General features: G+C 60.8%; 16 protein-coding genes. 10 read left to right on the forward strand and 6 right to left on the reverse strand.

The window, feature by feature from the left end; genetic code table 11:
• Nucleotides 1-16: 16 nt before the first annotated feature.
• The 5 genes from ROSERS_RS15270 to ROSERS_RS15290 all read right to left on the reverse strand — a co-directional run bounded on the left by ROSERS_RS15270 (nt 17) and on the right by ROSERS_RS15290 (nt 6,370).
• The gene (locus tag ROSERS_RS15270; RefSeq protein ID WP_011957678.1) at nt 17-2,440 is read right to left on the reverse strand and encodes a 3-hydroxyacyl-CoA dehydrogenase/enoyl-CoA hydratase family protein; all 2,424 of its coding nucleotides are present in this window, start codon (nt 2,438-2,440) and stop codon (nt 17-19) included.
• A gap of 78 nt (nt 2,441-2,518) precedes the next feature.
• Complete coding sequence (locus ROSERS_RS15275) at nt 2,519-3,775, reverse strand: acyl-CoA dehydrogenase family protein (protein ID WP_011957679.1); 1,257 nt, start codon at nt 3,773-3,775, stop codon at nt 2,519-2,521.
• 11 nt (nt 3,776-3,786) lie between these two features.
• Nucleotides 3,787-4,881 carry an acyl-CoA dehydrogenase family protein gene (locus ROSERS_RS15280; RefSeq protein ID WP_011957680.1) on the reverse strand — a complete coding sequence of 365 codons (1,095 nt, stop codon included), beginning with the start codon at nt 4,879-4,881 and terminating at the stop codon, nt 3,787-3,789.
• 58 nt (nt 4,882-4,939) lie between these two features.
• Nucleotides 4,940-5,491, reverse strand: a complete 552-nt coding sequence (locus ROSERS_RS15285; protein ID WP_011957681.1) for an SCP2 sterol-binding domain-containing protein — start codon at nt 5,489-5,491, stop codon at nt 4,940-4,942.
• 300 nt (nt 5,492-5,791) lie between these two features.
• A complete protein-coding gene (locus tag ROSERS_RS15290) occupies nt 5,792-6,370 on the reverse strand; it encodes a hypothetical protein (RefSeq protein WP_011957682.1) in 579 nt (192 codons plus the stop codon).
• A gap of 441 nt (nt 6,371-6,811) precedes the next feature.
• Here ROSERS_RS15290 and ROSERS_RS15295 point away from each other — a divergent pair, with 441 nt between their 5' ends.
• From ROSERS_RS15295 to ROSERS_RS15320, 6 genes are all read left to right on the forward strand, one after another.
• Nucleotides 6,812-8,071: a branched-chain amino acid ABC transporter substrate-binding protein gene (locus ROSERS_RS15295; protein ID WP_011957683.1), complete on the forward strand. Its 1,260-nt coding sequence runs from the start codon at nt 6,812-6,814 to the stop codon at nt 8,069-8,071.
• A gap of 104 nt (nt 8,072-8,175) precedes the next feature.
• Entirely contained in the window at nt 8,176-9,357 is a 1,182-nt protein-coding gene (locus ROSERS_RS15300; RefSeq protein WP_011957684.1) for a branched-chain amino acid ABC transporter permease, read from the forward strand.
• A gap of 4 nt (nt 9,358-9,361) precedes the next feature.
• Nucleotides 9,362-10,726 (forward strand): branched-chain amino acid ABC transporter permease, encoded by a 1,365-nt coding sequence (locus tag ROSERS_RS15305; RefSeq protein ID WP_011957685.1) that lies wholly within the window; start codon nt 9,362-9,364, stop codon nt 10,724-10,726.
• Between the two features lie 11 nt (nt 10,727-10,737).
• Nucleotides 10,738-11,535, forward strand: coding sequence for an ABC transporter ATP-binding protein (locus ROSERS_RS15310; protein WP_011957686.1), 798 nt, complete (start codon nt 10,738-10,740; stop codon nt 11,533-11,535).
• Between the two features lie 574 nt (nt 11,536-12,109).
• A complete protein-coding gene (locus tag ROSERS_RS15315; RefSeq protein ID WP_011957687.1) occupies nt 12,110-12,823 on the forward strand; it encodes an ABC transporter ATP-binding protein in 714 nt (237 codons plus the stop codon).
• A 52-nt stretch (nt 12,824-12,875) separates the two neighbouring features.
• On the forward strand, nt 12,876-13,439 hold the full coding sequence (locus ROSERS_RS15320; protein WP_011957688.1) for a hypothetical protein: 564 nt from the start codon (nt 12,876-12,878) through the stop codon (nt 13,437-13,439).
• A gap of 15 nt (nt 13,440-13,454) precedes the next feature.
• Here the strand turns inward: ROSERS_RS15320 and alr are convergent, their stop codons facing one another.
• Nucleotides 13,455-15,989: an alanine racemase gene (gene alr, locus ROSERS_RS25135; RefSeq protein WP_011957689.1), complete on the reverse strand. Its 2,535-nt coding sequence runs from the start codon at nt 15,987-15,989 to the stop codon at nt 13,455-13,457.
• Nucleotides 15,990-16,106: 117 nt separating this feature from the next.
• Between alr and ROSERS_RS15330 the strand changes: the two genes are divergently transcribed.
• From ROSERS_RS15330 to gltB, 4 genes are all read left to right on the forward strand, one after another.
• On the forward strand, nt 16,107-17,222 hold the full coding sequence (locus tag ROSERS_RS15330) for a dipeptide epimerase (RefSeq protein WP_011957690.1): 1,116 nt from the start codon (nt 16,107-16,109) through the stop codon (nt 17,220-17,222).
• A 245-nt stretch (nt 17,223-17,467) separates the two neighbouring features.
• Nucleotides 17,468-18,892: a type I glutamate--ammonia ligase gene (gene glnA, locus ROSERS_RS15335; RefSeq protein WP_011957691.1), complete on the forward strand. Its 1,425-nt coding sequence runs from the start codon at nt 17,468-17,470 to the stop codon at nt 18,890-18,892.
• Between the two features lie 367 nt (nt 18,893-19,259).
• Nucleotides 19,260-20,696: an ammonium transporter gene (locus tag ROSERS_RS15340; RefSeq protein ID WP_011957692.1), complete on the forward strand. Its 1,437-nt coding sequence runs from the start codon at nt 19,260-19,262 to the stop codon at nt 20,694-20,696.
• A gap of 451 nt (nt 20,697-21,147) precedes the next feature.
• The gene (gene gltB / locus ROSERS_RS15345) at nt 21,148-25,812 is read left to right on the forward strand and encodes a glutamate synthase large subunit (RefSeq protein ID WP_011957693.1); all 4,665 of its coding nucleotides are present in this window, start codon (nt 21,148-21,150) and stop codon (nt 25,810-25,812) included.
• The last annotated feature ends 722 nt before the right edge of the window (nt 25,813-26,534 follow it).

Here is a 26,534-nt window from a genome sequence, read left to right on the forward strand (position 1 = left end):
CGCCGCGTCACTGTGATCAATTCCGCAACGGCTTGCCGGTTTGCAGGATCGCCATGATCCGCTCCTGGGTCTTCGGTTGCTGGATCAACTGGCTTGCCTGCTCGAACTCCAGGTCAAGGAAATACTGCTCGGTGACCCACTGTGGCTGGGTCAGGTCGCCGCCGCACATCACATACGCCAGCGCGCGCGCCAGTTTCATATCGTAATCGCTGATGTAGCCGCCCTGGCGCATGCCGTAGACCATGGCATTCACGGCTGCGATGCCGCGCCGCCCGATAGCATACACCGGCTCACCCTCCGGCGGAACCGGCGTATACCCCTCGGCGACCATCAGCAGCACTTCCTTCTTTGCTTCGGCGATCAGCCGCTCGCGGTTCATCACGATCTTGTCGTCGTCCATCAGGTAGCCGAGTTGCTTCGCCTGAACGGCGCCCAGCTCACTGACCTTCGCCATCGCAATCGTCTCGAACGCCTGTTGCAGATAGGGAAGCGGATCAGCGCCAGGCGTTCTGACATGCGGCGAGACGTGCCGGCGAACAAACTCCTTGCACCCGCCCCAGGCGGGGATCAGGCCCACCCCCAGTTCCACCAGACCCATATATGTCTCAGCGGCTGCCACCCGTCGCGCCGCTGCCAGGCAGACTTCGACGCCGCCGCCGAGCACGCGGCCATACGGCGCAGCCACGATTGGTTTTGGACAGGTGCGGAAGCGGAAGAAGAGGTCCTGCGTTCCTTTGGCGAACTTCGCCGACTCTTCGGGTTTGCCGCCCATTACCCCCATCAGCACGACCCCCAGGTTCACGCCAGCGCAAAAATCGGACGACTGATTGCCGATCACCATGCCGACCCAGCGATCCTCCTGGAGCAGCTCAAGCGCTTTCCACCCCATCTCGGTGATCAGCGGATCGATGGCATTCACCTTGGCGTGGAACTCAAAGCAGAGCACGCCATCTCCCAGGTCGATAAGCGATGCACTATGGTTGCGCGCGACTTCTTTCCCCTGGGCGCGCAGGTCGTCGAGCGACAGCACCCCTTCCGGCGGCGTGTATGCGACATACTGCGCGTCTATCGGGCTCCACACGCTGACGATCCGGCCATTCTCGCGGCGATAGAAACTCTCGCCGCCCTTCGCCAGCATGTCTTCGACCCATGGTGCAATCGCTATGTCGCGTTCACGCATGCGCTCGACTGTCTTCCGCACCCCGAGGGTGTCCCACACCTCGAAAGGACCAAGTTGATGGCTGAACCCCCAGCGCATGGCGCGGTCGATATCGACGATGCTCTCAGAGATCTCCGGGATGCGTCGCGCTGTGTACGCCAGCATACGCAGCATGGTTTCGCGGATAAAGACGCCAGCGCGGTCGGTATCGGCATTGTCGAACAGGAAGCGCAACCGCTCATGGAGGTCCTCAATCTTGCGCGCCTTGCCGACCAGATCGAAGCGCGGCTTCTTCGGCGGTTCATGCTCCATCGTTTGCAGATTGAGGGGCCAGAACTCGCGCCCGGATGCACCTTTCGTTTCTTTGTAGAAACCGATGCCGCTCTTGTTCCCCAGCCATCCTCTGGCGGCGATCGCCTCGATTTCAGGCGCGATCTTCAGCGCCTCACGCTCCTCGTCGTCGGGAAGCGCCGCATACAGATTGCGTTGCACATGCAGCATCACATCGATGCCGACAAGATCGAGGAGGCGGAAGGTTGCCGTTTTCGGTCTGCCGATCAATTCACCCGTCAGGGCATCGACCTCTTCGACGCTGTAGCCATTGCGCAGCGCATACCCCACCGTGGTGGCAATATCGTAACTGAAGATGCGGTTGCCGATAAAGTTGGGGCGATCCTTGCAGATCACCACGCCTTTGCCAAGCGTCACATCGGCGAAGCGGCTGATCGCTGCAACGACCTGCGGGTCAGTGTCGGGCGTTGGAATGACTTCGAGGAGGTAGAGATAGCGCGGCGGGTTGAAGAAGTGCGTTCCCAGGAAATGCCTGCGAAAATCGTCGGATCGACCGGCTGCAATGGCGGCGATCGGGATGCCGGACGTATTGGATGAAACGATGCTGCCCGGCTTGCGCACCTGCTCGATCTTTTCCATCAACGCGCGTTTTGGTTCGAGTTGCTCGATAATCGCCTCGACGATCCAGTCGGCATCCGCGATCAAGGCGAGGTCGTCCTCCACATTACCGGTCACGATCCGGGAGATCGACTGCGGATCGAAGAGCGCTGCCGGGCGAGCGTTTTTGATCCGCTCCAGACCTGCCCGGACGAAGCGATTGCGCACCTCCTTCGACTCGAGCGTCAGACCGCGTTTTTCTTCTTCGGGGGTCAGGCTGGACGGAACCGTATCGAGCAGCACGACCTGCAAACCGGCATTGATGCAGTGGGCGGCGATGCCGCCTCCCATCGTACCGGCGCCAATGACGGCCACTTTCTTGATCTGGGTCATCGATGACTCCTTATCATCAAACGGAGAAGCGGGGGCGCCGGTGAAACGCCCCCGTTCCCCTGCCGAACAACCGCTGCATCAGCGCAACTCACGACTGGTATACCCCAGCAGGCGTCGCGCCACGATCAGGCGATTGATCTGACCGGTGCCCTCGTAAATATCATTGATCCGGGCGTCGCGCATCCACTTTTCGACCAGCAGTTTGCACGAATATCCTTCAGGACCCAGCAGTTCAACCGCTTTCTGCGAGACATACGTTGCCACCTGACCGGCTTTCACCTTCGACATCGACGCTTCGAGCGCATTCTCCTCACCGGCATCCATCTTCGTCACCGCTTTGAGCACCAGCAACCAGGCAGCCCGATGCTGCATCTCCATGTGGATCAGGTCGCGCTCGACCGCAGTTTGCAGGTGCGGAGCGATGCCGTAGCGCACCTTCACGCCGCGATCCTTCAGGTACGAGGCGGTGAACTCGAGCGCGGCGCGCGCGATGCCCAGCGCCGACGCCGCCACCAGCGGGCGGGTGGCATCGAACGTCTTCATCGCACCCTTGAAGCCTTTGTGCTCCGTATCTCCCTTCACGACTTCCGGGCTGCCAAGGATATTATCATACGGAATGCGGCAGTCGTTGAACACGATCGCTGCCGTATCCGACACCCGGATGCCGTGCTTGTGCTCCAGTTTCGTCACCGTCATTCCCGGCGTACCGGCTTCGACCACGAACGGCTTCATCCCGGCGCGTCCAGCCGACGGATCGACCGTTGCCCACACCACGACGAACCCGCGCGATTCTTTGGCAGCCATCAGACCCCCGGTGACGAAGATTTTCTCGCCGTTCAGGATCCACTCTTTGCCATCTTCGGAGAGACGCGCCGTGGTGCGGATCGCCGCCGTATCCGATCCGCAGTGCGGTTCGGTCATCGCCATCGCCGCCCACTTCGGCTCCCCCTCGCCGAAACGCTTCAGGAAGCGCTCTTTCTGCTCCGGCGTGCCGGTGGCATCGACAGCTGCACCACCGAGCGCACCGCCCGGCGTGCAGAGGTACAGCCCGGCATCGCCCCACGACAGCGCCTCAACCACGTGCGCCAGCATCAGGTACCCGATCCGCGGGCGCGGCTTACCCTCCTTATCAACCTTCTCCTTGCCATCTTCGACTGAGAACGAGCGCCCGCCGCGATCGCGGATGGTGGGCCAGATCAGATTGATATAATCCCACGGACGTTCCGTTTCGTGCTCATCGTAATAGCGCGCCACCGGGCGCATCACCTGCTCGCCGAGCATCGTGATGAACTGCACCTGACGCTTGATCGGGGCTGGTATTTCAAAGTCGATCATTGTCGTTCTCCTCACACCATCGCCAGACCGAGGAACGTGCTGAACCCACGCCCGTTCCGCAGCCAGCGCTCGACTGGATGCTCGCGAATATAGCCATGACCGCCAAGGATCTGCACGGCGCGGTCGGTCACCATCAACGCCATTTCATCAGCATACGCCTTGGCGAGCGACGCCGACTGCGTGGCATTGTGTCCTTTGTCGAGATGCCATGCCGCTTCATAGGTCATCAGGCGCGCCGCCTCGATTTCAATCGCCATCTCAGCCAGCATGAACGCAATTGCCTGGTTCTGCGCAATCGGTTTCCCAAATGCTTCGCGCTGCTTCGCATAATCGCGCGCATACTCGAAAGCGCCGCGCGCCACACCGACCGCCAGCGCCGCCAGCGCAACCCGCGAATAATTCATCAACGCTTCGATATCGATGCCCTGCTCGCCCCCCAGTCGACACGATGCCGGCACATGCACGTCGTCCAGGCGCAATTCGTAGGTTGGCAACGCGCGAATGCCCATGAAACTCTCGCGTTCCAGTACCGCCAGTCCTTCCGTGCCGCGTTCGATGATAAACGCCTGGGTCGTATCATTTTCACGGGCATAAACCAGGAACGCCTGTGCATCGGCAGCGAGCGGCACGAGCGCCTTATGCCCCGTAATCTCGTAGACATTACCCTCACGCTCGGCAACCGTATGCAGCGCATGCGGGTCGAAACTCCAGCGCGGCTCGATCAACGCCGCCGTATACGGCGCAAACCCGCCTTCCACCGTGCGTGGCAACCAGCGTTCCTTCTGCTCTTCAGTGCCGAAGTGCAGGATCGGGATCGCAAACAGATTGGGGGTCATCAGGTACAGCGCCATGGACAGATCGCCATACCCCAACTCTTCTGCCGCCAGAACGCCGGTCAGCGCCTGATGCGTCTCGCCAAAGCCGCCGTACTGCTCCGGGATGGCGCTCGGCAACAAGCCCAGATCCCACCCCCGCGCAATAATGTCCGATGGAATTGCGCGCTTCTCGTCCGCCTCGTAGGCGGCGGGGCGCATCCGATCAACCGCATAGCGGCGCACGGTGTCGATGATCAACTGCTGCTCTTCCGACGGAGTAAACGATATCATAGGATATCTCCTTGTGTCTGGATGATGAGACTGCGCATGTCGTGCAATCTCGAATCCGCTAGCCGCTCAGCGCACCGATCTGCATCAACAGCGGCAGGCTGCCCTCAAACCGCAATTTCCCCGTCATAAACGCCATCTGCCCGTTCAACTCGCCCGAAAGCATCTGTCGGTAATCATCCGTCGTCATCCGCAGCGTCACCGACGGCTCGGATTGACCGCCAAAGATGCTGACGCTCTCAAACAAACTCTCGTCGGAGCGGGTCAACTCGAGTTTGACCATCCCGCGCAGATTCTTCACGATCTCGACCTTGCGACGGAGGAAATAGTCGATAAATGGCTCGACGGCATCCCCCTCCGCCACAGAACGCCAGTTGTCGTAGGTCATCACGAGTTGCAGATCGGCATTTTCGATGCCGCCATCGACGAATTCAATCGACCCGCCCGAAACTTTCAACCCAAAAACGCCACCCTGATCGCCCTCCCCTTCAATCGTGTAGGTCACCGTCAACTCAGGCTGCGCCAGCACCTCTTCTGACGCGCCAGCAACTGCTGCAGCGAAGCGCTGCGGCACGACTTCCGCAAAATAGACTGCCGGGGTGATGTCGCTCATTGGGGTCTGTTTCCTCTCCGTTATGAATTCATGGAACGAACTGCCGATCGACGGTGTGCCAAAAAAGGCATCATCCGCCTCAAGATTGAACGATTCCGACACCGGTGCAATGCTGTCCACACTGACACTATCAGGTCACTGGTCGGGGATGGTGACTTCCATAACGCACTGTACCATGAGGAAGTTGCGGAAATGTTGTGAAGATGTTGGCAAGAGGGAAAACAGAGGAAGCTGCCACATCGACGCCCAGGCGAACACCCGTAAGGCTCATCGCCCGGCGGCCAGACATCAAGGCGCCGGCTACTCGACGACTTCGAGCGTCAGCGTTTGTTCAAGGGGCGGATCGGGCGGCAGATCGAAAATCAGCGTCAGACCACGATCGGGGGGCAGTGGAACGGTAAATTCAAACGTCGTCATTTCCCCCGGCGCCAGCGTCACACTGCTGCTCGTCCCGGTTGTATAGCGCACACCGCGGCTATCGCGAAAGACGAAAGCGCCCGGCGGTATGATCAGATCCCGGTTCCCGGCATTGCGGACGCTGCCGCTCACGATGATCTGATCACCGTTGCGACGCATCCCGCTGACATGCACTTCGGCGCGGGGACCGATCGCGGTTGGCGTTAATGCCGCTGCCGTCCGACCTTCAGACAGACGCGTCCGCACCTCTTCAAGCGCGCGCAGGAGGTCGGGGGACGCCTGTGGCACGCCGATGCGCGGCAGGTCGAACGGCGGGTCAGAAGGATCGGGGGGGCGCGCCGCAAAACGCCGCGTCAACTCCGGCGAACCAAAACCGCCGCCTGAGCTGCCGAACGCAATCAGCGCCAGCGCAATCAGCACGCCGAGCGCCAACATCGTTATCGTTGTGCGTTGGTCACTCATACCTGACTTCACCAGATCGTCGATCGTCAACGAAACTTGACAAATCGCTATGATATGAGTACACTCGCAGTATCATATCATTATTAAATAAGGACGAATCTTTATCGCCCTGAAGCCGACGGACCCGCACCCGGACGGCATTGAGGGACCACACCATCTGCCCGAACAGTCGAGCCGCATGTTCAGCGTCGGGCATTTCACAGCCATACACGCAAGGTAGCGCCTCTCCGTCGAGGATAGCCGGTCCTGATCATGCTGTCAAGGAAAGGAGGGGTTTGCGGTAGTACGAAAAGGAAGGAGGTGAAAGGGCTGCATATGCGTTCAGGAAAAGCCTGCCGCCCCTACGCGGCAGACAGGCTCTGCGGGTAGCCGCCGCACGTCGATACTCTGGCAATGCAGATTCCCGGAACAGATTCTCTCAGTGTACAAAGGAGAAGCACCATGATGAAACGTATCAGTGCGTTTCTCATCTTCGCCCTGGTAGGCGCGATCCTGGCTGCCTGCGGCGGCGCGCCAGCGCAGCCGACCGCAGCGCCAGCGCAACCGACACCGGCGCCAGCGCAGCCAACAACCCCGCCAGCCGCCGGGATGAGCGGCACGATCAAGATCGCCACGCAAAGCCCGCTTTCCGGTCCGCAGGCAGCGCTGGGCGTCGGTATCCGCAACGGCGCCGAACTGGGTCTTGAGCAACTGGGGAAAACCCTCACCGACATGGGCTTTACGGTTGAACTGGAGCCGTTCGATGACCAGGCGAAGCCGGAAGTCGGTTCGGCGAACGCGAAGAACATCATTTCCGATAACGATATTCTGTGCCTGGTCGGTCACCTGAATTCGGGAGTGGCGCTCGCCTCGCTGCCCGACTACCAGTCAGCCAGCCTGGTGATGGTATCGCCAGCGAATACGAATCCGAAGATCACCGAGAGCGGCTATCCCAACGCTTTCCGGATCGTGGGACGCGATGATGTTCAGGGCGCAGTCGGCGAGGAATTCGCCCGCACCGAACTGAAGATCACGAGCGTGTACATCATCCACGACAAGACCGACTATGGCCAGGGCGTTGCGGAGTTCTTCCGCCAGAACGCCGAGAAGAACGGCATCAAGGTGCTGGGTTTTGAAGGCACCGAAGAAAAGTCGGTCTTCGACTCGATTCTGACGCCGATCCAGGCTGCTAACCCCGACCTGATTTACTTCGGCGGGATTTACGACCAGGCAGCGCCGCTGTTCAAGCAGGCGCGCGATCGCGGCATTCAGGCGGCGTTCCTCGGACCGGACGGTCTCGACTCGCCGGTGCTGCTGGAAGTTGCCGGTGATGCGGTGAAGGGAATGTACTACACTTCAGTTGCTGCGCCGGTCAGCCAGTTCCCCGATGCCGCCAAATTCGCCGAAGACTATCAGGCGAAGTACAATGAAGCGGCGCCGCCGTTCTCGGCGCAGGCATACGATGCGATGGGCATCTGCGTCCAGGCGATTGCCAACGCTGCCAGGGCAGCCAACGGCAAGCCAACCCGCGCTCAGGTGCTTGAGGCAATGAAGACCCTGGGCGCCTATAAGGGCATCACCGGCACGTATGAATTCAACGCCAAGGGTGACCCGGTGAAAGGCACGTACTTCGTGTTGCAGGTCAGCACCGAGTCAGGCGCTCCGGCTGATGTGTGGAACAAGAATGCAGTCGTCAAGCGCCTTGAGATTGCTGCACCGTAGGCGACGTTCCAGTTCTACCGTTGAATGACAGCGGAGAGTGACCCGAAGTGTTCAAAATAGACACTTCGGGTCTTCTCAAAGTAGATTGAGGCAAGAGACGGTTCATGGCAGCTGAAGCAACTACCGGTTCGGATCTGCTGATCAGGCGTCGCTCCTTCCGCTCGTTTGTGAGTGAGGTTTTCGGTCCGCTCCTTCAGGTCTTTCTTTTCGTCATCGGCAGTGCAATTGTCCTCGGGGGAATTGTGCTCCTCTTTGCCGTGATGCTGCGCGGCACACGCGAAGACATCGATCTGGTTCAGGGCACGATAACTATCCTGCCGCAGGTCATGATCGATGGTCTGGTGCGCGGTTTTCTCTACGCCACCATCGCCCTCGGCTACACGATGGTCTACGGCGTGCTGGAATTCATCAACTTCGCCCACGGCGAAATTTTCATGGTCGGCGCCTTCGTCGGCGCCTTTTTTAGTGCGGCGCTGGCTTCTTCCGGCATGCTGACCACCCTCAGCCCGATTCTGTTCGTCATTGCCGCCGTCCTGCTCGGCATGGCGGTCTCTGGAGTTCTGGCAATGTCGATCGAGCGCGTCGCCTACCGCCCGCTGCGCAATGCGCCGCGCCTGGTGCCGCTCATCTCGGCGATCGGCGTTTCACTTGTGCTCCAGGACGTGATGCGCATGATCGCGGTGAACACAGGGCTGGGGTTCAATGCACAGTTCCGCACACCTGACCTTGGTCAACCGCTGGTGCTGGCGCAAATGCCGATTGCGGACGAGCGCACCATACCGGTCAGCATCGATAGTCGTTCGCTGATCTTCATCGTGGTGGCGATCCTGATGTTGATCGGGCTGAACTATCTGGTCAATATCACCAAACTGGGGAAGGCGATCCGCGCTGTGGCGCAGGACCGGGCGGCAGCCAGCCTGATGGGGATCGATGTCAACCGCGTGATTGCGATCACGTTCCTGATCGGCGGGGCGCTTGGCGGTGCGGCTGGTATTCTGTTCGGAATGCGCGTTGGCACGATCAACCCTTACGTCGGGTTCCTGCCGGGTCTCAAGGCGTTCACCGCTGCGGTGCTTGGAGGCATCGGCAACATTACCGGCGCCATGGTCGGCGGTATTGTGCTCGGCTTTCTGGAAGCGTTCGTCGCTTCATATCTGTCGCTGTTCACACGCGGGCAGTTCTCCGGCGCAAGCTACGCCGATATTGTGGCGTTCAGCATTCTGATCCTGATCCTGATCTTCCGACCCTCTGGCTTGCTGGGCGAAGCGGTGACGCAGAAGGTGTGATGGTATGGCTACAGAGAAGCGGCAAGTCAGTCCGTCTCCATCGCTTTGGGCGCAACTGCGGTCAACAGCGGGACGCGGTCCGGCGCCGTATGTGTTGATTGCCGCATATGCGGCGATTGTATCGGCGCTGCTGCTGTCCAACCCGACGACCGGGCTTGGCACCGATATGGTCGTGGTGCTGTTCCTGCTGCTGATGTTCGTCATTTATCGCGCGCCGACGATGCTGGCATTCAAGTTGACGCTCGGCACGATCCTGCTGGCAGTTATTATGCCGATCTTTGGCGTCCTCAATCCGTTTTACATCGATGTTGTGACAAAGGCGGGGATGTTTGCTGCGCTGGCACTGGGTCTGAATGTGGTCGTCGGGTTTGCCGGTCTGCTCGACCTGGGGTATGTGGCGTTCTTCGCCGTTGGCGCCTATCTGTGGGGCATCTTCAGCACGCCGCAGATCTCCAACATTGTTCCCGGTATGGAACCGCTGCACGGCTCGTGGTTCTGGCTGTTCCTGGCGATCGGTCTGGTGGTAGGCGCCCTGTTCGGCGTGCTGCTCGGTCTGCCGGTGCTGCGGTTGCGCGGCGATTACCTGGCGATTGTCACCCTTGGTCTTGGCGAGGTGATCCGGGTGCTCGCCACGAACCTTGACCGACCGATCAATATTACGAACGGTTCTCAGGGCATCAAAGATATTGGACGACCGCCGCTCTTCATCGAGCCAGTCTTCCAGTCGTTGGGAATCACCATCTCACGGGTACAGGAGTATCAACTCTATTTCTATTTCCTGGTGCTGATCATTCTTGGGCTTACCGTCTTTGTCGTCTACCGCCTGAACAACTCGCGCATCGGGCGCGCCTGGACTGCAATCCGCGAGGATGAGACCGCCGCGATTGCGATGGGGATTCCGCTGGTGCGGATGAAACTGCTGGCGTTTGCCGTCGGCGCGTCGTTCGCCGGCGTGATGGGGGTCATCTTCAGCGCCCTGCAAACCTTCATCAACCCGCCGACGTTCGACCTGCTGCGGTCGATCGGCATTCTCTCGATGGTCATTCTCGGCGGCATGGGGAGTATTCCAGGAACGATGCTGGGCGCGGTGATCGTGACCCTGCTCGACCTGCAACTGCTGCCGCGCATTGCCAGCGAACTGGCAGCGCTTCAGCGTCGCGGCGTTCCGATTCCGGCATGGTTCGACCCGGCGCAGTATCAGCGGTTGCTCTTTGGGTTGTTGTTGATCATTATGATGATTTTCCGTCCCGAAGGATTGCTGCCGGAGGATCGCCGCCGTCAGGAGTTGCACCACGATGAACCTGAACCGGCGCCTGAGACGCAGCAAGCAGCATCCGTTACGGAAACCGCGCAAAGCGCTGAAGGTTGAGAGGTTTGATTGTGGCGCTCCTGGAAGCACAACATATTACCAAGCAGTTCGGTGGACTTACTGCGGTCAACGATGTGTCGCTCACCATCGAAGCGGGCAGTATTGTGAGCGTTATCGGTCCTAACGGTGCGGGAAAAACGACGTTCTTCAATGTGTTGACCGGGATCTACAAGCCGACCAAAGGGACGATCATCTTCGATGGTAAGGATATTACCGGTCTGCGTCCCGACCAGATCACGGCGCTGGGGATCTGTCGCACATTCCAGAATATCCGCCTGTTCAACGCAATGACCGTGCTCGAAAACGTTCAGGTCGGGATGCACACGCGATTGAATGCCGGATTGTGGCAGATCATCTTTGGCACCCCCTCTGTCCGTGCCGAGGAGAAGGCATCGCTCGAACGGGCGCGCGAGTTGCTCCGATTCGTCAACCTGGACGACCAGCGTAACCAGCTGGCGCGCAATCTGCCCTACGGTGATCAGCGCCGCCTTGAAATTGCGCGGGCACTGGCATCTTCACCAAAACTGATCCTGCTGGATGAGCCGACCGCCGGCATGAATCCGCAGGAAACAGCCGAAGCGACCGATCTGATCCGTCGGCTGCGCGATGAACTGGGAATCACGGTAGTGCTCATCGAGCACGATATGCGGGTGGTGATGACCATCTCGGAACGCATTACCGTGCTCGACTATGGCACCAAAATTGCGGAGGGTCTTCCCCACGAGATCCGTTCCAACCCGCGCGTGATCGAAGCCTACCTGGGCAAAGGCGCCGCTGCGCACGGAATGGTGAAGGTTGAAGGTGGGTGAAGGTTGAAGGTTGAACGATATAGCCCGTGCAGGCGGGCTTCGCAGCGCAAAGCCGAGGGTTGATGGGCGTTGAGCGATAATTCCGCTCTTGCCCGCGCAGGCGGGCTTCGTCTTGGCTAGCCGAGGGCTTCAGCCCGACGGCTCGTGCAGTTAGCGGATTTATAACAGTTCTCACAAAGGTTGAACTGGTGGACGATGTTGAACACTCCCGGAATCGCGCTCTCCACGCGGTGACCGAAATGAATTTCGGTCTACACCCTGCTGAAAGTATGCGCCTCGCGCGACACGGCAGGACTGGACAGGGGTCAATGTATCCAGGAACTGCTATAAATTCTCAATATGAGGGCGAATACCGGTTTATATTCTGAATCTTCATAACCAGACACAAAATACGGTTCCCGGTTCCCGGTTCCCGGTTCTCGGTTCTCAGTTCTCAGTTCTCAGTTCTCGGTTCCCGGTTCCCGGTTCTCGGTTCTCAGTTCTCAGTTCTCGGTTCTCAGTTCTCGGTTCTCAGTTCTCAGTTCTCGGTTCTTGGTTCTCGGTTCTTGGTTCTCGGTTCTTGGTTCTTACCATCATGCCATTACTCGAACTCAAAGACGTCCACACCTACTACGGCAATATTCACGCCTTGAAAGGCATCTCGCTGGCGGTCGAGCCGGGTGAGATCGTGACCCTGATCGGATCGAATGGCGCGGGGAAGAGTACGACGCTGCGCACCATTTCCGGGCTGTTGAAGCCACGTCGTGGCGAGGTCTGGTTCCAGGGAGAACGGATTGACCATCTCCCGCCACATAAGATCGTCGAGATGGGTGTGATCCAGGCGCCGGAGGGACGCCGGATCTTTCCGCGCCTGACAGTGCGCGAAAATCTGGAAATCGGCGCATTTCTCCGCAAAGATAAAGCCGGGATTGCCAGAGATATGGAGCGCGTCTTCCATCTCTTCCCACGCCTCTACGAACGCCTCAATCAGCGCGGCGGCACGCTCTCCGGCGGTGAACAGCAGATGCTCGCCATTGGACGGGCGCTGATGGGACAACCGCGCGTGCTGCTCCTCGATGAACCGTCCATGGGGCTTGCCCCGGTGCTGGTCGAACAGATCTTCAGTATCATCAGCGACATTAATGCGCAGGGCACAACAATCCTGCTCGTTGAGCAAAACGCACTGATGGCGCTGGCAATCGCCCATCGCGGCTATGTGCTCCAGACGGGTGAGATTGTTCTGGCGGATACGGCGCAGGCGCTGCGCGAGAATACCCTTGTTCAGCATGCGTACCTGGGCGTCGGGTAAGACGCAACAGCCCTGCCTCCAACAGCGCTGTTGCTCGTGAAATGATGCGCGTATGAGGTTGCGTCTGTTGCTGGCAGGGGTGGGGTTGCTGCTCATCGGGACACTGGTGATGGTTTTCGCGCTTGTCAACTGGACGGGTGCATCTGGAGTGCGTGATGAGCAGATGCACGCAGAGCGGGTGTGGTACGCGCAGTCTCGCCATCACTACCGGATCGTCATTCGACAACGGACGCGTACCGGGGTCTGCGAACAGGATCTCGAGATTCGCAATGATCGTGTGCAGACGGTGTACCTGAACCAGTGTGCACAGCCGCCAATCTGGACGGTGCCTCGCCTCTTCAGTTGGGTCAGGCAACTCGGTCAACCGGCTGGACTCTGCTACCCTTCGTCCCTTCAATGCACCTGCCGCGTTTCCACGCACCTGCAGGTTCTGTTCGATCCGCAGTCGGGGTATCCCAGGCAGGTTCTGTACGAATGGGGTTTGCGACCGAATTGGGAGAGCATGGACTACTGGCAGTCGCTCGTGCTCGGTACTGATCGGGTAGATTGCGCCCGGCGCACCCGCGGCGGCGGCGTTGTTGAGATCACCGTCGTCTCATTCATGCCTCTTCCTTGATCGATGGAACCTGTCTCATTCACTCACTTCACGCGGCACCCGCGGCAGGATGGTCGCCACCACGTCGTAACTGATCGTCCCCAGCCAGCTGGCGACCTCAGCAACGGTGATACACGCATCGCCCTGCACGCCGATCAACGTTACCAGATCACCGCGCCTGACTTCCGCATGATCGGTGACATCGATCATGGCGTAATCCATGCAGATGCGCCCGACAACTGGGGCGCGCCGACCGCGCACCAGCACTTCGCGCCACGGCGGTGCACGGCGCATGCCGTCCGCATACCCCACAGGAATGGTCGCAATCCGCGAATGGCGGCGGGTGACAAATGTGCCGCCATACGATACCGGCGTTCCTGGAGGCAGATCACGCACCTGCGCCACCTCAGAGTGGAAGGAGAGCGCAGGACGCAACGCTGCCGGCAGCGTAACCCAGGGTGATGGCGCCAGCCCGTAGCACGCAATACCAGGACGCACCATATCGAAGCGCGCTCCCGGCAGACGCAACATGGCAGCGCTGTTGGCGGCGTGCACGACCGGCGGACGCAGCCCAGCGCCGGTCACCGCGTCGAGCGCGCTGCGGAATCGGCGTAACTGCGCCTCTGCTGCGCCGGGATCCGCAGCGTCGGCATCGGCAAAATGGGTGTACAACCCTTCGACGTGCACCCCCGGCAATCCGGCAAGCGAGCGGAGAAACGGACCCAACTCGTCCACGCTCAAACCGGTGCGCGCCATGCCGGTATCCACCTCGACATGCACTGGAACCGGCACGCCAGTCTCGGCGACAGCGGCACAGGCGCGTGCTGCATCATAGTCGAAGACCGTGATGGCGACACCCAGCCGCGCTGCCTGCGCCACCTGCCACGGCGGTGTGTAGCCAAGCGCCAGAATCGGCGCGCCGATCCCGGCTTCGCGCAACGTCCGCGCTTCACCAAGCGTTGCGACTGCCAGAGCGACGGCGCCGCCAGCCAGCGCCGCGCGCGCCGCACGCACCGCACCATGACCATACGCATCCGCCTTGAGCACCGCCATCACGGGCACGCCAGCAATTGAACGCAAAGTCCGCACATTGTCGCGGATCGCATCCAGATCGATCCGCACCCACGTCGGGCGGTCGGGATCGGCGATGCGCGTGGCGCGCCATCCGGCATCCTGACGCACCAGCGCCTGCGAGGCATTCACCGACGGATCGATCAGCGCAGCGACCAGGCGCTCCAGGCGCGCCGTTGCACCGCCACAGACCAGCACCAGATCACCTGCCCCCAGATCAGGCGGCAAGGCTTCGAGCGCACCGGCAATCGTATGCACGAGCGTCGCCGACATACCAGTACGCACCCGCTGCACGGCGCGCATGACGTGCGTTCCGGCATCCCCCTTCCAGATCAACAGATCGGCAGTGCGCGCCGCAAGCCTTCCGATCGCCGCATACGTATCGTTCTGCTCACCGGGGATGGAACTGTCGGCAGGAAGATCGCCGAGCACTGCGATTCGCCGTTGCGCCGGAAGGATCGCCAGCGTTCGCAACGCCGCCAACATCGCCGATGGTTCAGCGCCAACTGTATCATCGATCACGATCGCGCTGCTGCGCGCCAGATGTGGACGGAGACGTCCGGCTGGCGGCTCGACCAGCGCCAGCCGTTCGGCGGCGCGCTCCAGCGTCATCCCGCAGACAAGCGCCACTCCGACAGCAGCCAGCGCCGCGCCAACCGCCGGTTCACCGATCAGCGGAATGACCGTATCGACTGACTCGCCGCGATAACACACCCGCATGCGCGTCCCGTTGAGTGCATACTGCGGCGCCTCTCCGCGCAAATCGCAGGATGCGCCGGTTCCAAACGTCAGCACCCTGGCGCGGGTCGTGTCGCACAGCCCGGCGAGCGCAGGATCGTCACCGTTCACCACTGCCCATCCATCGACGGGAAGCGCAGCGACCAGTGCGCCATACTCACGCACCAGATCCGCAACCGATCCAAATGCCGATAGTCGCATCGGAGCGGCAGACGTGACAACCGCGACGTGCGGCGGAAAGAGCGCCGTCAGACGGTGCAACTCGCCAGGATACGCCGTGCCGTATTCCAGCACCGCAAAGCGGTGATCGTCCTGGAGCCGCGCAAGCGAGACCGGCAGCCCGATCAGCGAATTGAAACTGCGACGACTGCGAAAGGTCGGCGCAAGACCGGAAAGCACAGCAGCAATCGCGCGGGTCGCCGACGTCTTGCCGACACTGCCGGTCACGCCGATGACCCGTGGCGCAACCTGTCGCAACCGCGCTGCTGCCCAGCGCGCTGCAAGGAGCGCCGGATCATCTGTGACGATCATGGTGGTATTGGACAGATCGGCGGGCGGCTTCTCACAGATCACGCCAGTGGCGCCAGCCGCCAGCGCATCGGCAATATAGGCATGACCATCGCCGCGCGGCGTGCGCAGCGCCAGGAACAGTTCCCCCGCAGCGGTCAACCGCGAGTCATACGAGAAGCCGCTGAACTGACGCGCATACACCGGTGACGCCAGTCGCCCGCCTGCCGCAAGAAGATCGTCCAGATCGATCACGGAAAACCCCTATGTGAACAGTTCCATCGCTTGACATTTTTACGCGCCCGTGCAACAATGGCACACCTGCAATCGGATGATACCACACCGTTGCCCTGATACCTGTAGCACGCCGCTATGACCGCACCGACAACCATTCGCGCCCTGACGGTTGCGCCGCTTGATATTCCGCTCCACGAACCATTCGGCATTGCCAGCGGCGCGCAGGAGGTGGCGCGCAATCTGCTGGTTGCGGTGGAACTGACCGACGGCACACGCGGCTACGGTGAAGCAGCGCCATTCCCGGCGTTCAACGGCGAGACGCAGGACATGGCGCATGCCGCCATTCTGGCGGCGCGGTCGCTGGTTGAAGGCGCCGATGTGCGCGAATGGCGCCGGATCGCCCTGGCGCTTCCCGCTCTACCCGGTATGACCGGCTCAGCGCGCTGTGCCATTGAAACGGCGATCCTCGATGCCCTGACGCGCCGCGCGCGCCTGCCGCTCTGGGCATTCTTCGGCGGGGCGGCGACCTCACTGGAAACCGATGTAACCATCACCACCGGCAGCGTTACGGCGGCGGCGCGCGCGGCGCAGGCGATTGTCGCGCGTGGAGTGACGACGATCAAGATCAAGATCGGCGCTGGCGACCCGGACGCCACCACCATCCGCACCATGGAACACGATCTGGCGCGGATTGTCGCCATCAGAGACGTTGCGCCCACCGCGCGCCTCATCCTCGACGGCAACTGCGGCTATACCGCTCCCGACGCGCTCAGGCTGCTCGATATGCTTGGCGTGCACGGCATCGTTCCCGCCCTCTTCGAGCAACCGGTCGCAAAGGACGATGAGGAAGGGTTGCGCCGCCTGACCGCAACACGCCGCGTGCCGGTCGCCGCCGATGAAAGCGTTGCCAGTGCAACTGACGCAGCCCGGCTGGCGCGGAATGCCGCCGTGGATGTGCTGAACATCAAACTGATGAAATGCGGCATTGTCGAAGCGCTCGACATTGCTGCCATCGCCCGCACCGCCGGTCTGCACCTGATGATCGGCGGCATGGTCGAGTCGCTGCTGGCAATGACCGTCTCTGCCTGTTTTGCAGCCGGGCAGGGCGGCTTTCGCTTCGTCGATCTGGATACGCCCCTCTTCCTGGCGGAGAATCCGTTTGATGGCGGCATGACCTACCACGGCGGCACGATCGACCTGACACTGATCGAAGCCGGGCATGGCGTCACGCCTCGTTCGCCAGCCCTGTAGCCCCGTCATCCTGCCATTTCACCGTCAAGAGTGCGCTCCTGATTTAGTCATTCCATCCAAATCGCCTTCGCCGATCTTCGTACCGAGTCGCCCTACCGAAAATGGTTGCGATTTCATATAATGCGGAATATTGAACGTTCCTGGCACGTGTCATGCAAGGGCGCAGCGCGGATGACCACGTTTCGTCATCTGCGCCTGCGTATTGTCTGCGACATGGCGCACAACACTTCTGGGAGGATGGCTCAATGGGAATGACTCCAAAAGATGTCCTGGCACTGATCAAAGAGCACGACATCAAGATGGTCGATGTCCGCTTCACCGATATGCCAGGCACGTGGCAGCACTTCTCGCTGCCTGCCAGCATGCTCAGCGAGGACGATTTCGTGCATGGTCTGGGGTTTGACGGATCATCGATCCGCGGCTTCCAGGCAATCAACGAAAGCGATATGCTGGTTGTCCCCGATCCAGACACCGCATTTATCGATCCGATGCTGAAGATTCCCACTCTTGCCCTCATTTGCGACATTCGTGATCCGCTGACCGGGGAAAACTACAGCCGCGATCCGCGCTACATTGCAAAGAAGGCGGAAGAATATCTCCGCAGCACCGGCATCGCCGACACCGCCTATTTCGGTCCCGAAGCGGAGTTCTTCCTGTTCAGCGATGTGCGTTTCGATCAGGGAAGCCACTTCGGCTACTACTTCCTCGACAGTGATGAAGGCATCTGGAACAGCGGCGCCGATCGCGGCGGAAAGAACCTCGGATACCGCCCGCGCTACAAGGAAGGGTACTTCCCCTGCCCGCCGCTCGACACACTTCAGGATGTGCGCTCACAGATCACGCTCAACATGATGGCGGCTGGCATCGAGGTCGAGGTGCATCACCACGAAGTCGCCACCGCCGGTCAGTGCGAGATCGACATGCGCTTCGACTCGCTGCTGCGCATGGCGGATAAACTGGTCAAATACAAGTACATCGTCAAAAACACCGCACGACAGTTTGGTCTGACGGCGACGTTCATGCCCAAGCCGCTCTTCGGCGATAACGGCAGCGGTATGCACTGTCACCAGAGTCTGTGGAAGGAAGGACAGCCGCTGTTCTACGATCCGAAGGGGTATGCGCTGCTCTCCGATACAGCGCGCTGGTATATCGGCGGGATTCTGACCCATGCACCGGCATTGCTGGCCATCTGTGCGCCGACAACCAACTCGTACCGCCGTCTGGTGCCCGGCTTCGAGGCGCCGATCAACCTGGTCTACTCGCAGCGCAACCGCTCGGCGGCGATTCGCATTCCCACCTATTCGGACTCGCCGAAGGCGCGCCGCATCGAGTTCCGCGCGCCCGATCCGACGTGCAACCCGTATCTGGCATTCTCGGCGATGTTGATGGCTGGCATCGACGGGATCAAGAACCGGATCGAGCCGCCGCCGCCGCTCGATGTCGATATTTACGAACTGACGGCGGAGGAAAAGGCGCACATCCGTGGAACACCCGGCTCACTGGCAGAGTCGCTTGACGCACTTGAGGCGGATCATGATTTTCTGCTGGCAGGCGGAGTCTTCACCCCCGACGTGATCGAAACCTATCTGGATTACAAACGGTCGCGTGAACTGATCCAGGTTGCCATCCGCCCCCACCCCTACGAGTTCTTTATGTACTTCGACGCATAGATGCGCTTCCCCCATTGCGCAGGCACAGGGACGTTGTTCTCCCACGCCCCTGTGCCTGTTTGTGCATCATCGAGTCAGATAGATCATACAAGCAAAATTTCGCTAAAAACCCTTATTTGGGCACTAAAAACATCTGGTTTGTACAAAGTAAACAAGATCGAAACCGGATATTTCATATGAACCGGACGTAGCGCAAACGCCGCTTCTGTCGTACTCTTCAGCACATCAATCGTCACACGTGTTCAACCTGATGCGAAGAAGCGGATCCTGCGCCCGCGCGCGTCGCAGGACGTTTTTCGTTCTGTCACGCATTGGGGTTGGACATCGTGATACCCGGCACTATCCTTACACAGAAGGAAGGAACAGCATGGTCAGGCGACGAACAAAACTGATGCTCGGCATTGGCGCGCTCGCCGGTCTGTTGATCGGCACAACCGGAACATCCTTTGCCCAGGAGATCGATCCGGCGATTGCGGAAATGGGGGTTGTCACCGATACGATGTGGCTGCTGATCGCCGCCTTCCTGGTCTTTTTCATGCAGGCGGGCTTTGCGCTCGTCGAAGCCGGTTCCACGCAATCCAAGAACATGATCAACATCATGTTCAAAAACTTTATGGACTTCTGTATCGCTGCGCTGGCGTTCTGGATGATCGGTTGGGGTATCGCCTACGGCGCGACGGTCGGCGGGTTCTTTGGAACCGACCAGTTTTTCCTGGGAGATGTACGTGAGGCGGGGAGCGTGCCGACTCTTGCCCTCTGGCTGTTCCAGGTGGTGTTTGCGGGAACTGCGGCGACGATCGTGTCTGGCGCGATGGCGGAACGTACAAAGTTTGTTGCATACCTGATCTATAGTCTGGTTATCTCGATCCTTATCTACCCTGTCGTGGTCCACTGGGTATGGAGCGGCGCCGGCTGGCTCAATGACTACGATCCGACCACCACCGGCGACTGGGGATTCACCGATTTCGCCGGCTCGACAGTGGTTCACAGTGTTGGCGGTTGGGCGGCGCTGATGGGAGCATGGCTCCTCGGTCCGCGCCTGGGGCGCTATGGTCCGGATGGCAAGCCGCGCGAAATTCCCGGACACAGTGCAGCGCTCGCCGGTCTGGGGGTCTTTATTCTCTGGCTGGGATGGTATGGCTTCAACCCCGGCAGTCAGCTGGCGTTCAAAACCCAGGATGATGCCGATGCGATTGCGCTGGTGGCTGTGACGACCACGCTTGCTGCGGCTGCGGGCGCGGTTGGCGCAATGATCACAAGCTGGATCAAGAGTGGCAAGCCGGAACTCGGCGCATCGCTGAACGGCGTGCTTTCGGGTCTGGTAGCGATTACCGCCGGTTGCGCCTATATGCGTCCGATTGATGCAGTGATCGTCGGTCTGGTCGCCGGTCCGCTCTACGTGATCTCGATGAAGTGGCTGGAGGCGCTGAAGATCGACGACCCGGTCGGCGCGGTGCCGGTGCACCTGGTGAACGGCGTCTGGGGGACGCTGGCGGTCGGTCTGTTTGCAACCATCGAAGGCAATACCGGTACAGTCGGTCTGTTTGCTGGCGGCGGTCCGCAGTTGCTGATCGCTCAGATCGTCGGCGTGCTGGCAATCGGCGTCTGGAGTGCGTTGACCAGTTTCCTGCTCTTCTTCATCATCAAGCGCACGATTGGTCTGCGCGTTTCGCCGGAAGAGGAAGAACTCGGTCTCGATATCGGCGAGCACGGGACGGTCGCGTACCCGGATATCCATAAGATGCCCGAACCTGAGACGATCCGCACGATTACCGGGAAGCCAGCTTCCAGCACGGCTGAGTAAGCCAGGCAAGGCGAGGTCTGGAGCGCACGCTCCAGACCTCGTTCCTGTGGAACGATCTTCCCCAGGTGAACATCGCGCATATCAACTCCGCCGGAGAAACGTAACCTGCGTGTTCTCCTCTTTCCTGTCTTCATTTCTGCTTGACAAATCTCGTCTGTCGCTTTATAGTAACCCTTAACCTGATTTTGCGGATTGCAGCGACGCCCGCGGCCTGCTCGATTGAGGAGTGTGTGCTGTGGGCGTTTGTCGTCTATCGGTAAGCGACGCCTACACCGGCGTTCATCAGCGCACTCGCGCTACGGCTGTTGCAACGCTTCCCAAAGCGGTCATTCGTTCGCATTCATCAGGGCATCCCGCATATACGCTTTCCGCTGATAGCAGCGCCGCTCCCCCGGGTCTGCGGAGCGCTGGTTCTGTGTACGCCATGTCAGGTAGCAAGGTGACAGACGAGATGAACCAATTGAAAAACCTGAAGCAACGCGGTCTGTACGACCCGCGATTTGAACGAGATGCATGCGGTATCGGTTTTGTCGCGCGCCTCAGCGGTGAGCCGGACCACGCGATCCTGGCGTATGCGCTGATGGCGGTCGGGCGTATGGCGCACCGCGGCGGCGTGGCTGCCGATGGAAAAAGCGGTGATGGCGCCGGTGTGTTGACGCAGATTCCGCGCGCATTCTTTGCGCGTGAGCTGGCAATCCGCGGGATTCGCTATCCAGTCGACGATCTGGCCGTCGGCATGTTCTTTCTGCCCCAGAACGAAGGACACCGCAATACTGCCCGCAGTGTGGTGGAACAGGTTCTTGCCCAGTATGGCATGGCGCTGCTGGCGTGGCGCCCGGTTCCGGTTAACCCGCATGCCCTCGGCGCGAGCGCGCGTGAGACGTGTCCGGTCATCGAACAGGCGCTGATTGCCCGCCCGCCGCATAATCACACCGCTCCGAACGCGTATGAGCGCGCCCTCTACCTGGCACGCCGCACGATTGAAGCCGAAGCGCGCGCCCATCATCTGGAAGGTTTTTCCATCCCTTCGCTCTCCAGTCGCACGCTGATCTATAAAGGGTTGTTGGTTGCACCAGCATTGCCCGATTTCTATGAAGACCTGCGCGATCCATTGTATGAGACGGCAATCGCTCTCTATCATCAGCGCTACTCAACCAATACGTTTCCCTCCTGGGAACGCGCGCAACCCTTCCGTATGCTCTCGCACAACGGCGAGATCAACACGCTGCGCGGCAATATTATCTGGATGCAGGCGCGTGAGGCGGAGTGGCGCCGTGCGGCGATGGAGGTTGAACAACCCTCGCTGATCGAAGCGGCGATCGATGGCGATCCGCTGGCGATGGCGCTTAGCGCTGCAACGATCGGACCGGTTGTCGATACCAGCGGCAGCGACTCGGCAATGCTCGATAATGTGCTCGAACTGCTGGTTATGGGCGGGCGTGATATTCGCCACAGCCTGACGATGCTCGTTCCAGAAGCCTGGGAGCGCGTTCACGACATGGAACCCGCCCGACGCGCGTTCTACCAGTATCACGCCGGGTTGATGGAACCGTGGGATGGTCCGGCTGCGCTGGCGTTCTGCGACGGGCAGGTGGTCGGTCTGGCGCTCGATCGCAATGGGTTGCGTCCGGCACGCTACCTGTTGACCGATGATGGTCTGGTGATCTGTGGCTCGGAAGTCGGCGCGGTGGTGATCGATGAGTCGCGGATTGTGCGCAAAGGGAAGGTGGGTCCCGGTCAGATGATCGCTGCTGACCTGCGCACCGGGCGCTTTGAGGAAAATGATGAGATTCGCAGCACGCTTGCGGCGCGCCGTCCGTATGCCGAGTGGCTCAAGCGCCATATGCGCGTGCTCGCCCCGGCAGGCGCACCGCGCGTCAGCGAACCGGATGAGCCGGAAAGCCACGCCTCACGTGAAAGCAAGTCGGCGCTGCTCGGCGAGTTGCAGCGTGCGTTTGGGTATACCGCCGAAGAACTGGCGGTCGTCCTCAAGCCGATGCTGCGCGATGGTCAGGAACCGGTCGGTTCGATGGGCGATGATACGCCGACTGCCGTTCTCGCTGACCGCCCACGCCCGCTGTACAACTACTTCAAGCAACGCTTCGCCGAAGTGACCAACCCGCCGATCGACCCGATCCGCGAAGAACTGGTCATGTCCCTCTCGTTCAGTCTCGGGCGACGCGGTCATCTGTTGCTGGAAAAGCCGGAACATGCCCATCTGCTCCGTCTGGCAAGCCCGGTGCTGAACAACGAACATCTTGCGATGCTGCGCGATCTGCGCGATCCGGCATTTGCGACGGCAACACTCAATGCGACATTCGTGGCTGATGATGGCGTTCAGGGTATGCTCTCTGCGCTTGATCGCCTGTGTCGTGAGGCGGAAGCGGCGATTGCCGCCGATAAAGTTATCCTGATCATCAGCGATCGCGGCGTTGATGAACGCCACGCACCAATTCCAGCGCTCCTGGCGCTCGGTGCGGTGCACCAGCATCTCATTCGCGTCGGGTTGCGCACGTCGGTGAGCCTGGTGGTCGAGAGCGGCGAACCGCGCGAGGTGCATCACCTGGCATGCCTGGTCGGGATGGGCGCTGAAGCGGTCAATCCGTACCTGGCGCTGGCAACCGTGCGCGCGCTCGCCGTCGAGCGCGATGAGGTGCGCGGGAAGGCAGCCGAAACCCACGACCGGCGCGCGGCTGGCGAACTGGCTGACGAAGCCGAACAGAACTACATTCACGCGCTCGAAAAGGGGTTGCTCAAGGTGATGTCCAAAATGGGCATCTCCACCGTGGATAGTTACTGCGGCGCTCAGATTTTTGAGATCGTCGGTCTGGCGAAAGAAGTCACCGAACGCTGTTTTGCGGGCGTCCCTTCTCACCTCGGCGGGTATGGCTTCCGCAAACTTGCCGCCGATGTGCTCGAACATCACGATGCAGCATTCTCGAATCGTCTGCCGCTCCTCGCCGGTCGCTCGACACTGCCGCATCCGGGATATTACAAGTTCAAGAAGGATGGCGAGTATCACGCCTTCTCGCCAGCGGTCGTCCATGCGTTGCAACGCGCCGCCAACGGCGGCAGTTACGCCGACTATCTCGCCTACAGCAAACTGGTGCATGACCGTCCACCGGTTGAGTTGCGCGATCTGCTCGAAATCGTACCCCCCGATGAGCGCGAAGCAGGACCCGCCGCGCCGATCCCTGTCGATGACGTCGAACCGATCGAAGCAATTGTGCGGCGCTTCTCGACTGCGGCGATGTCCCACGGTTCGACCAGCGCCGAAGCGCACGAAACGCTGTCGATTGCGATGAACCGGCTTGGCGGCATGAGCAACTCCGGTGAAGGCGGCGAAGACCCGGCGCGCTACAACAACGAACGCAACAGTACGATCAAGCAGGTCGCCTCCGGGCGCTTCGGTGTCACGCCGGCGTACCTGGCATCGGCGCTGGAGTTGCAGATCAAAATGGCGCAGGGGTCCAAACCTGGCGAGGGCGGGCAGATTCCCGGCATCAAGGTCTCTGAGGAAATTGCACGCATTCGCCATACGACGCCTGGCGTGGCGCTGATCTCGCCGCCGCCGCACCACGATATCTACAGCATCGAAGACCTGGCGCAGTTGATCTACGACCTGAAGCAGGTCAATCCGCGAGCGGCGGTGTCGGTCAAACTGGTTGCCGAAGCAGGCGTGGGGACGATTGCTGCCGGGGTTGCCAAAGGCGGCGCCGATGTGATTCATATTTCCGGGCATTCGGGCGGCACCGGCGCGTCGCCGCTCTCGTCGATCAAGAATGCCGGGATCAACTGGGAATTGGGGCTTGCGGAAACGCAACAGACGCTGGTGCTCAACGGGTTGCGCGGGCGGGTCCGGTTGCGTGTCGATGGCGGGTTCAAAACCGGGCGCGACGTGGTGATGGCAGCGCTGCTTGGCGCCGATGAGTTCTCGTTCGGCACCGCTGCACTCATCGCTGAGGGATGCGTCATGGCGCGCACCTGTCACACGAATAACTGCCCGGTCGGCGTTGCCACGCAGCGCCCCGACCTGCGCGCCAGATTTCCCGGTAAGCCGGAACACGTGGTCAACTTTTTCCGCCATGTGGCGCAGGAGGTACGCGAAATCCTGGCGTCAATCGGCGCACGGTCGCTCAATGATATTATCGGGCGCACCGACCTGCTGCGTCAGGTCCGGCGCGGTCACGCGGGCGCCGATGCGCTCGATCTGTCGGCGCTGCTTGCACGCTTTGACCGCCCCGGCGATCCGATCCGCAATGTTCAGCCCTGGAACGGAATGATCGAGATCGGTGCGCTGAACCGGCGGTTGATCGAGGATGCCGCCTGTGCGATCGATCACCAGCTGCACGTTGAATTGCACTACCCGATCACGAATGTTGACCGCACCGTCGGCGCAACCCTGTCGGGCGAGATCGGGCGACGCTTTGGCGAGGCGGGATTGCCCGAAGGTATGATCACGGTGAGTTTCCGCGGCAGCGCCGGTCAGAGTTTTGGGGCGTTCCTGGCGCCCGGCATGCGGCTGCTGCTCGATGGTGAATGCAACGACTATGTCGGCAAAGGGATGGCGGGCGGCGAAATTGTTGTGCGGCCGCTGCCGCAGGCGCGTTATCCCTGGCACGAGAGTACGATCATTGGCAATACATGCCTGTACGGGGCGACCGGCGGCACGCTCTTCGCAGCCGGGCGCGCCGGTGAGCGCTTCGCCGTGCGCAACTCGGGCGCGGTTGCAGTGGTCGAGGGGGTTGGCGATCACGGGTGCGAGTATATGACGGGCGGTGTGGTGCTGGTCATCGGTCCGACAGGGCGCAACTTCGCAGCCGGCATGACCGGCGGCATGGCATATGTGTACGACGAAAACGGTGCATTCCCGTCGCGCTGCAACACCGAAATGGTCACGCTCACGATGCTCGACCCGGCGGATGAGGATAATGTGCGGGCGCTGCTGGTGCGGCACATGGAACTGACCGGCAGTCCACACGCGGCATCGCTGCTGGAGCGCTGGGAAGTGGCGCGTGGCGCGTTCTGGCGTGTTCAACCGCGCGGGATGGAGACGGTTCGCCTGCCGAAGGCGCTCCTGCGTGTCCGCGAACGCACCCTCGGCGCCCACCGGTGATCATCCGTGCGCTCTTTGGGAATAAACCACGGATACACATGGATGAGACGGATGGGCATGGATGTTTTTATTCTTAATCCGTGCCGATCTGTGTTCTATTCATTAGAAACCACAGATTGCCACAGATGAGACGGATAGCCACGGATGTTTATTCTCAATCCGTACTCATCCGTGGACTATTCGCTGTCGTGCTCATGGAGATTGAGCATTAAATCCGGTATGCGCCGCGCGCCGTCGGGGTGAACCCCTCTTCTCAAGGGTAGATTTCTTGGGAGAGATCAGTGATCTTCTGCATTCCGGCGCGCTTTTGCCCCTCATCCCCCCTGCCCCCTTTCAACCCACACGGGGAGAAGGGGGAGTTCAGGCGTTCTGATGCCTGAAACGGGAGATGTCCACAGGAGCTTCCTGGAAAAACCTACCTCTGTAAGTGAACCCCTCGGCTAGCCAGGGCGAAGCCCGCCTGCGCGGGCGCGACGTTGCGCGTGCGGGCTGAAGCCCTCCCTGAGCGCGGGGAAGCCCCTGCGGGGCTCTGGCGTTCTCACCGCTGAGAGCGATGGGCAGCACGATTGAACCACGTGCATCCTGGGTGCGCGGGCGTCCCCGCCCGCATGCGGAGACGGCGGGCTGATGGAGATTGAGCAATAAATCCGGTATGCGCCGCGCGCCGTCAGGCTCAAGCCCTCGGCTACACGGGGCGAAGCCCGCCTGCGCGGGCTATGGTG

The organism is Roseiflexus sp. RS-1 (assembly GCF_000016665.1).
In the GTDB taxonomy this organism is placed as follows: Bacteria; Chloroflexota; Chloroflexia; order Chloroflexales; family Roseiflexaceae; genus Roseiflexus.

Excerpts from the sequence above, each read along its gene's own strand:
- ROSERS_RS15330 (WP_011957690.1), top strand. The coding sequence starts at position 16,107 with ATGACCGCACCGACAACCATTCGCGCCCTGACGGTTGCGCCGCTTGAT.
- ROSERS_RS15300 (WP_011957684.1), top strand. The coding sequence starts at position 8,176 with ATGGCAGCTGAAGCAACTACCGGTTCGGATCTGCTGATCAGGCGTCGC.
- ROSERS_RS15275 (WP_011957679.1), bottom strand. The coding sequence starts at position 3,775 with ATGATCGACTTTGAAATACCAGCCCCGATCAAGCGTCAGGTGCAGTTC.
- ROSERS_RS15340 (WP_011957692.1), top strand. The coding sequence starts at position 19,260 with ATGGTCAGGCGACGAACAAAACTGATGCTCGGCATTGGCGCGCTCGCC.
- ROSERS_RS15320 (WP_011957688.1), top strand. The coding sequence starts at position 12,876 with ATGAGGTTGCGTCTGTTGCTGGCAGGGGTGGGGTTGCTGCTCATCGGG.
- ROSERS_RS15270 (WP_011957678.1), bottom strand. The coding sequence starts at position 2,440 with ATGACCCAGATCAAGAAAGTGGCCGTCATTGGCGCCGGTACGATGGGA.
- glnA (WP_011957691.1), top strand. The coding sequence starts at position 17,468 with ATGGGAATGACTCCAAAAGATGTCCTGGCACTGATCAAAGAGCACGAC.
- ROSERS_RS15295 (WP_011957683.1), top strand. The coding sequence starts at position 6,812 with ATGATGAAACGTATCAGTGCGTTTCTCATCTTCGCCCTGGTAGGCGCG.
- ROSERS_RS15290 (WP_011957682.1), bottom strand. The coding sequence starts at position 6,370 with ATGAGTGACCAACGCACAACGATAACGATGTTGGCGCTCGGCGTGCTG.
- ROSERS_RS15315 (WP_011957687.1), top strand. The coding sequence starts at position 12,110 with ATGCCATTACTCGAACTCAAAGACGTCCACACCTACTACGGCAATATT.
- ROSERS_RS15305 (WP_011957685.1), top strand. The coding sequence starts at position 9,362 with ATGGCTACAGAGAAGCGGCAAGTCAGTCCGTCTCCATCGCTTTGGGCG.
- ROSERS_RS15280 (WP_011957680.1), bottom strand. The coding sequence starts at position 4,881 with ATGATATCGTTTACTCCGTCGGAAGAGCAGCAGTTGATCATCGACACC.
- gltB (WP_011957693.1), top strand. The coding sequence starts at position 21,148 with ATGAACCAATTGAAAAACCTGAAGCAACGCGGTCTGTACGACCCGCGA.
- ROSERS_RS15285 (WP_011957681.1), bottom strand. The coding sequence starts at position 5,491 with ATGAGCGACATCACCCCGGCAGTCTATTTTGCGGAAGTCGTGCCGCAG.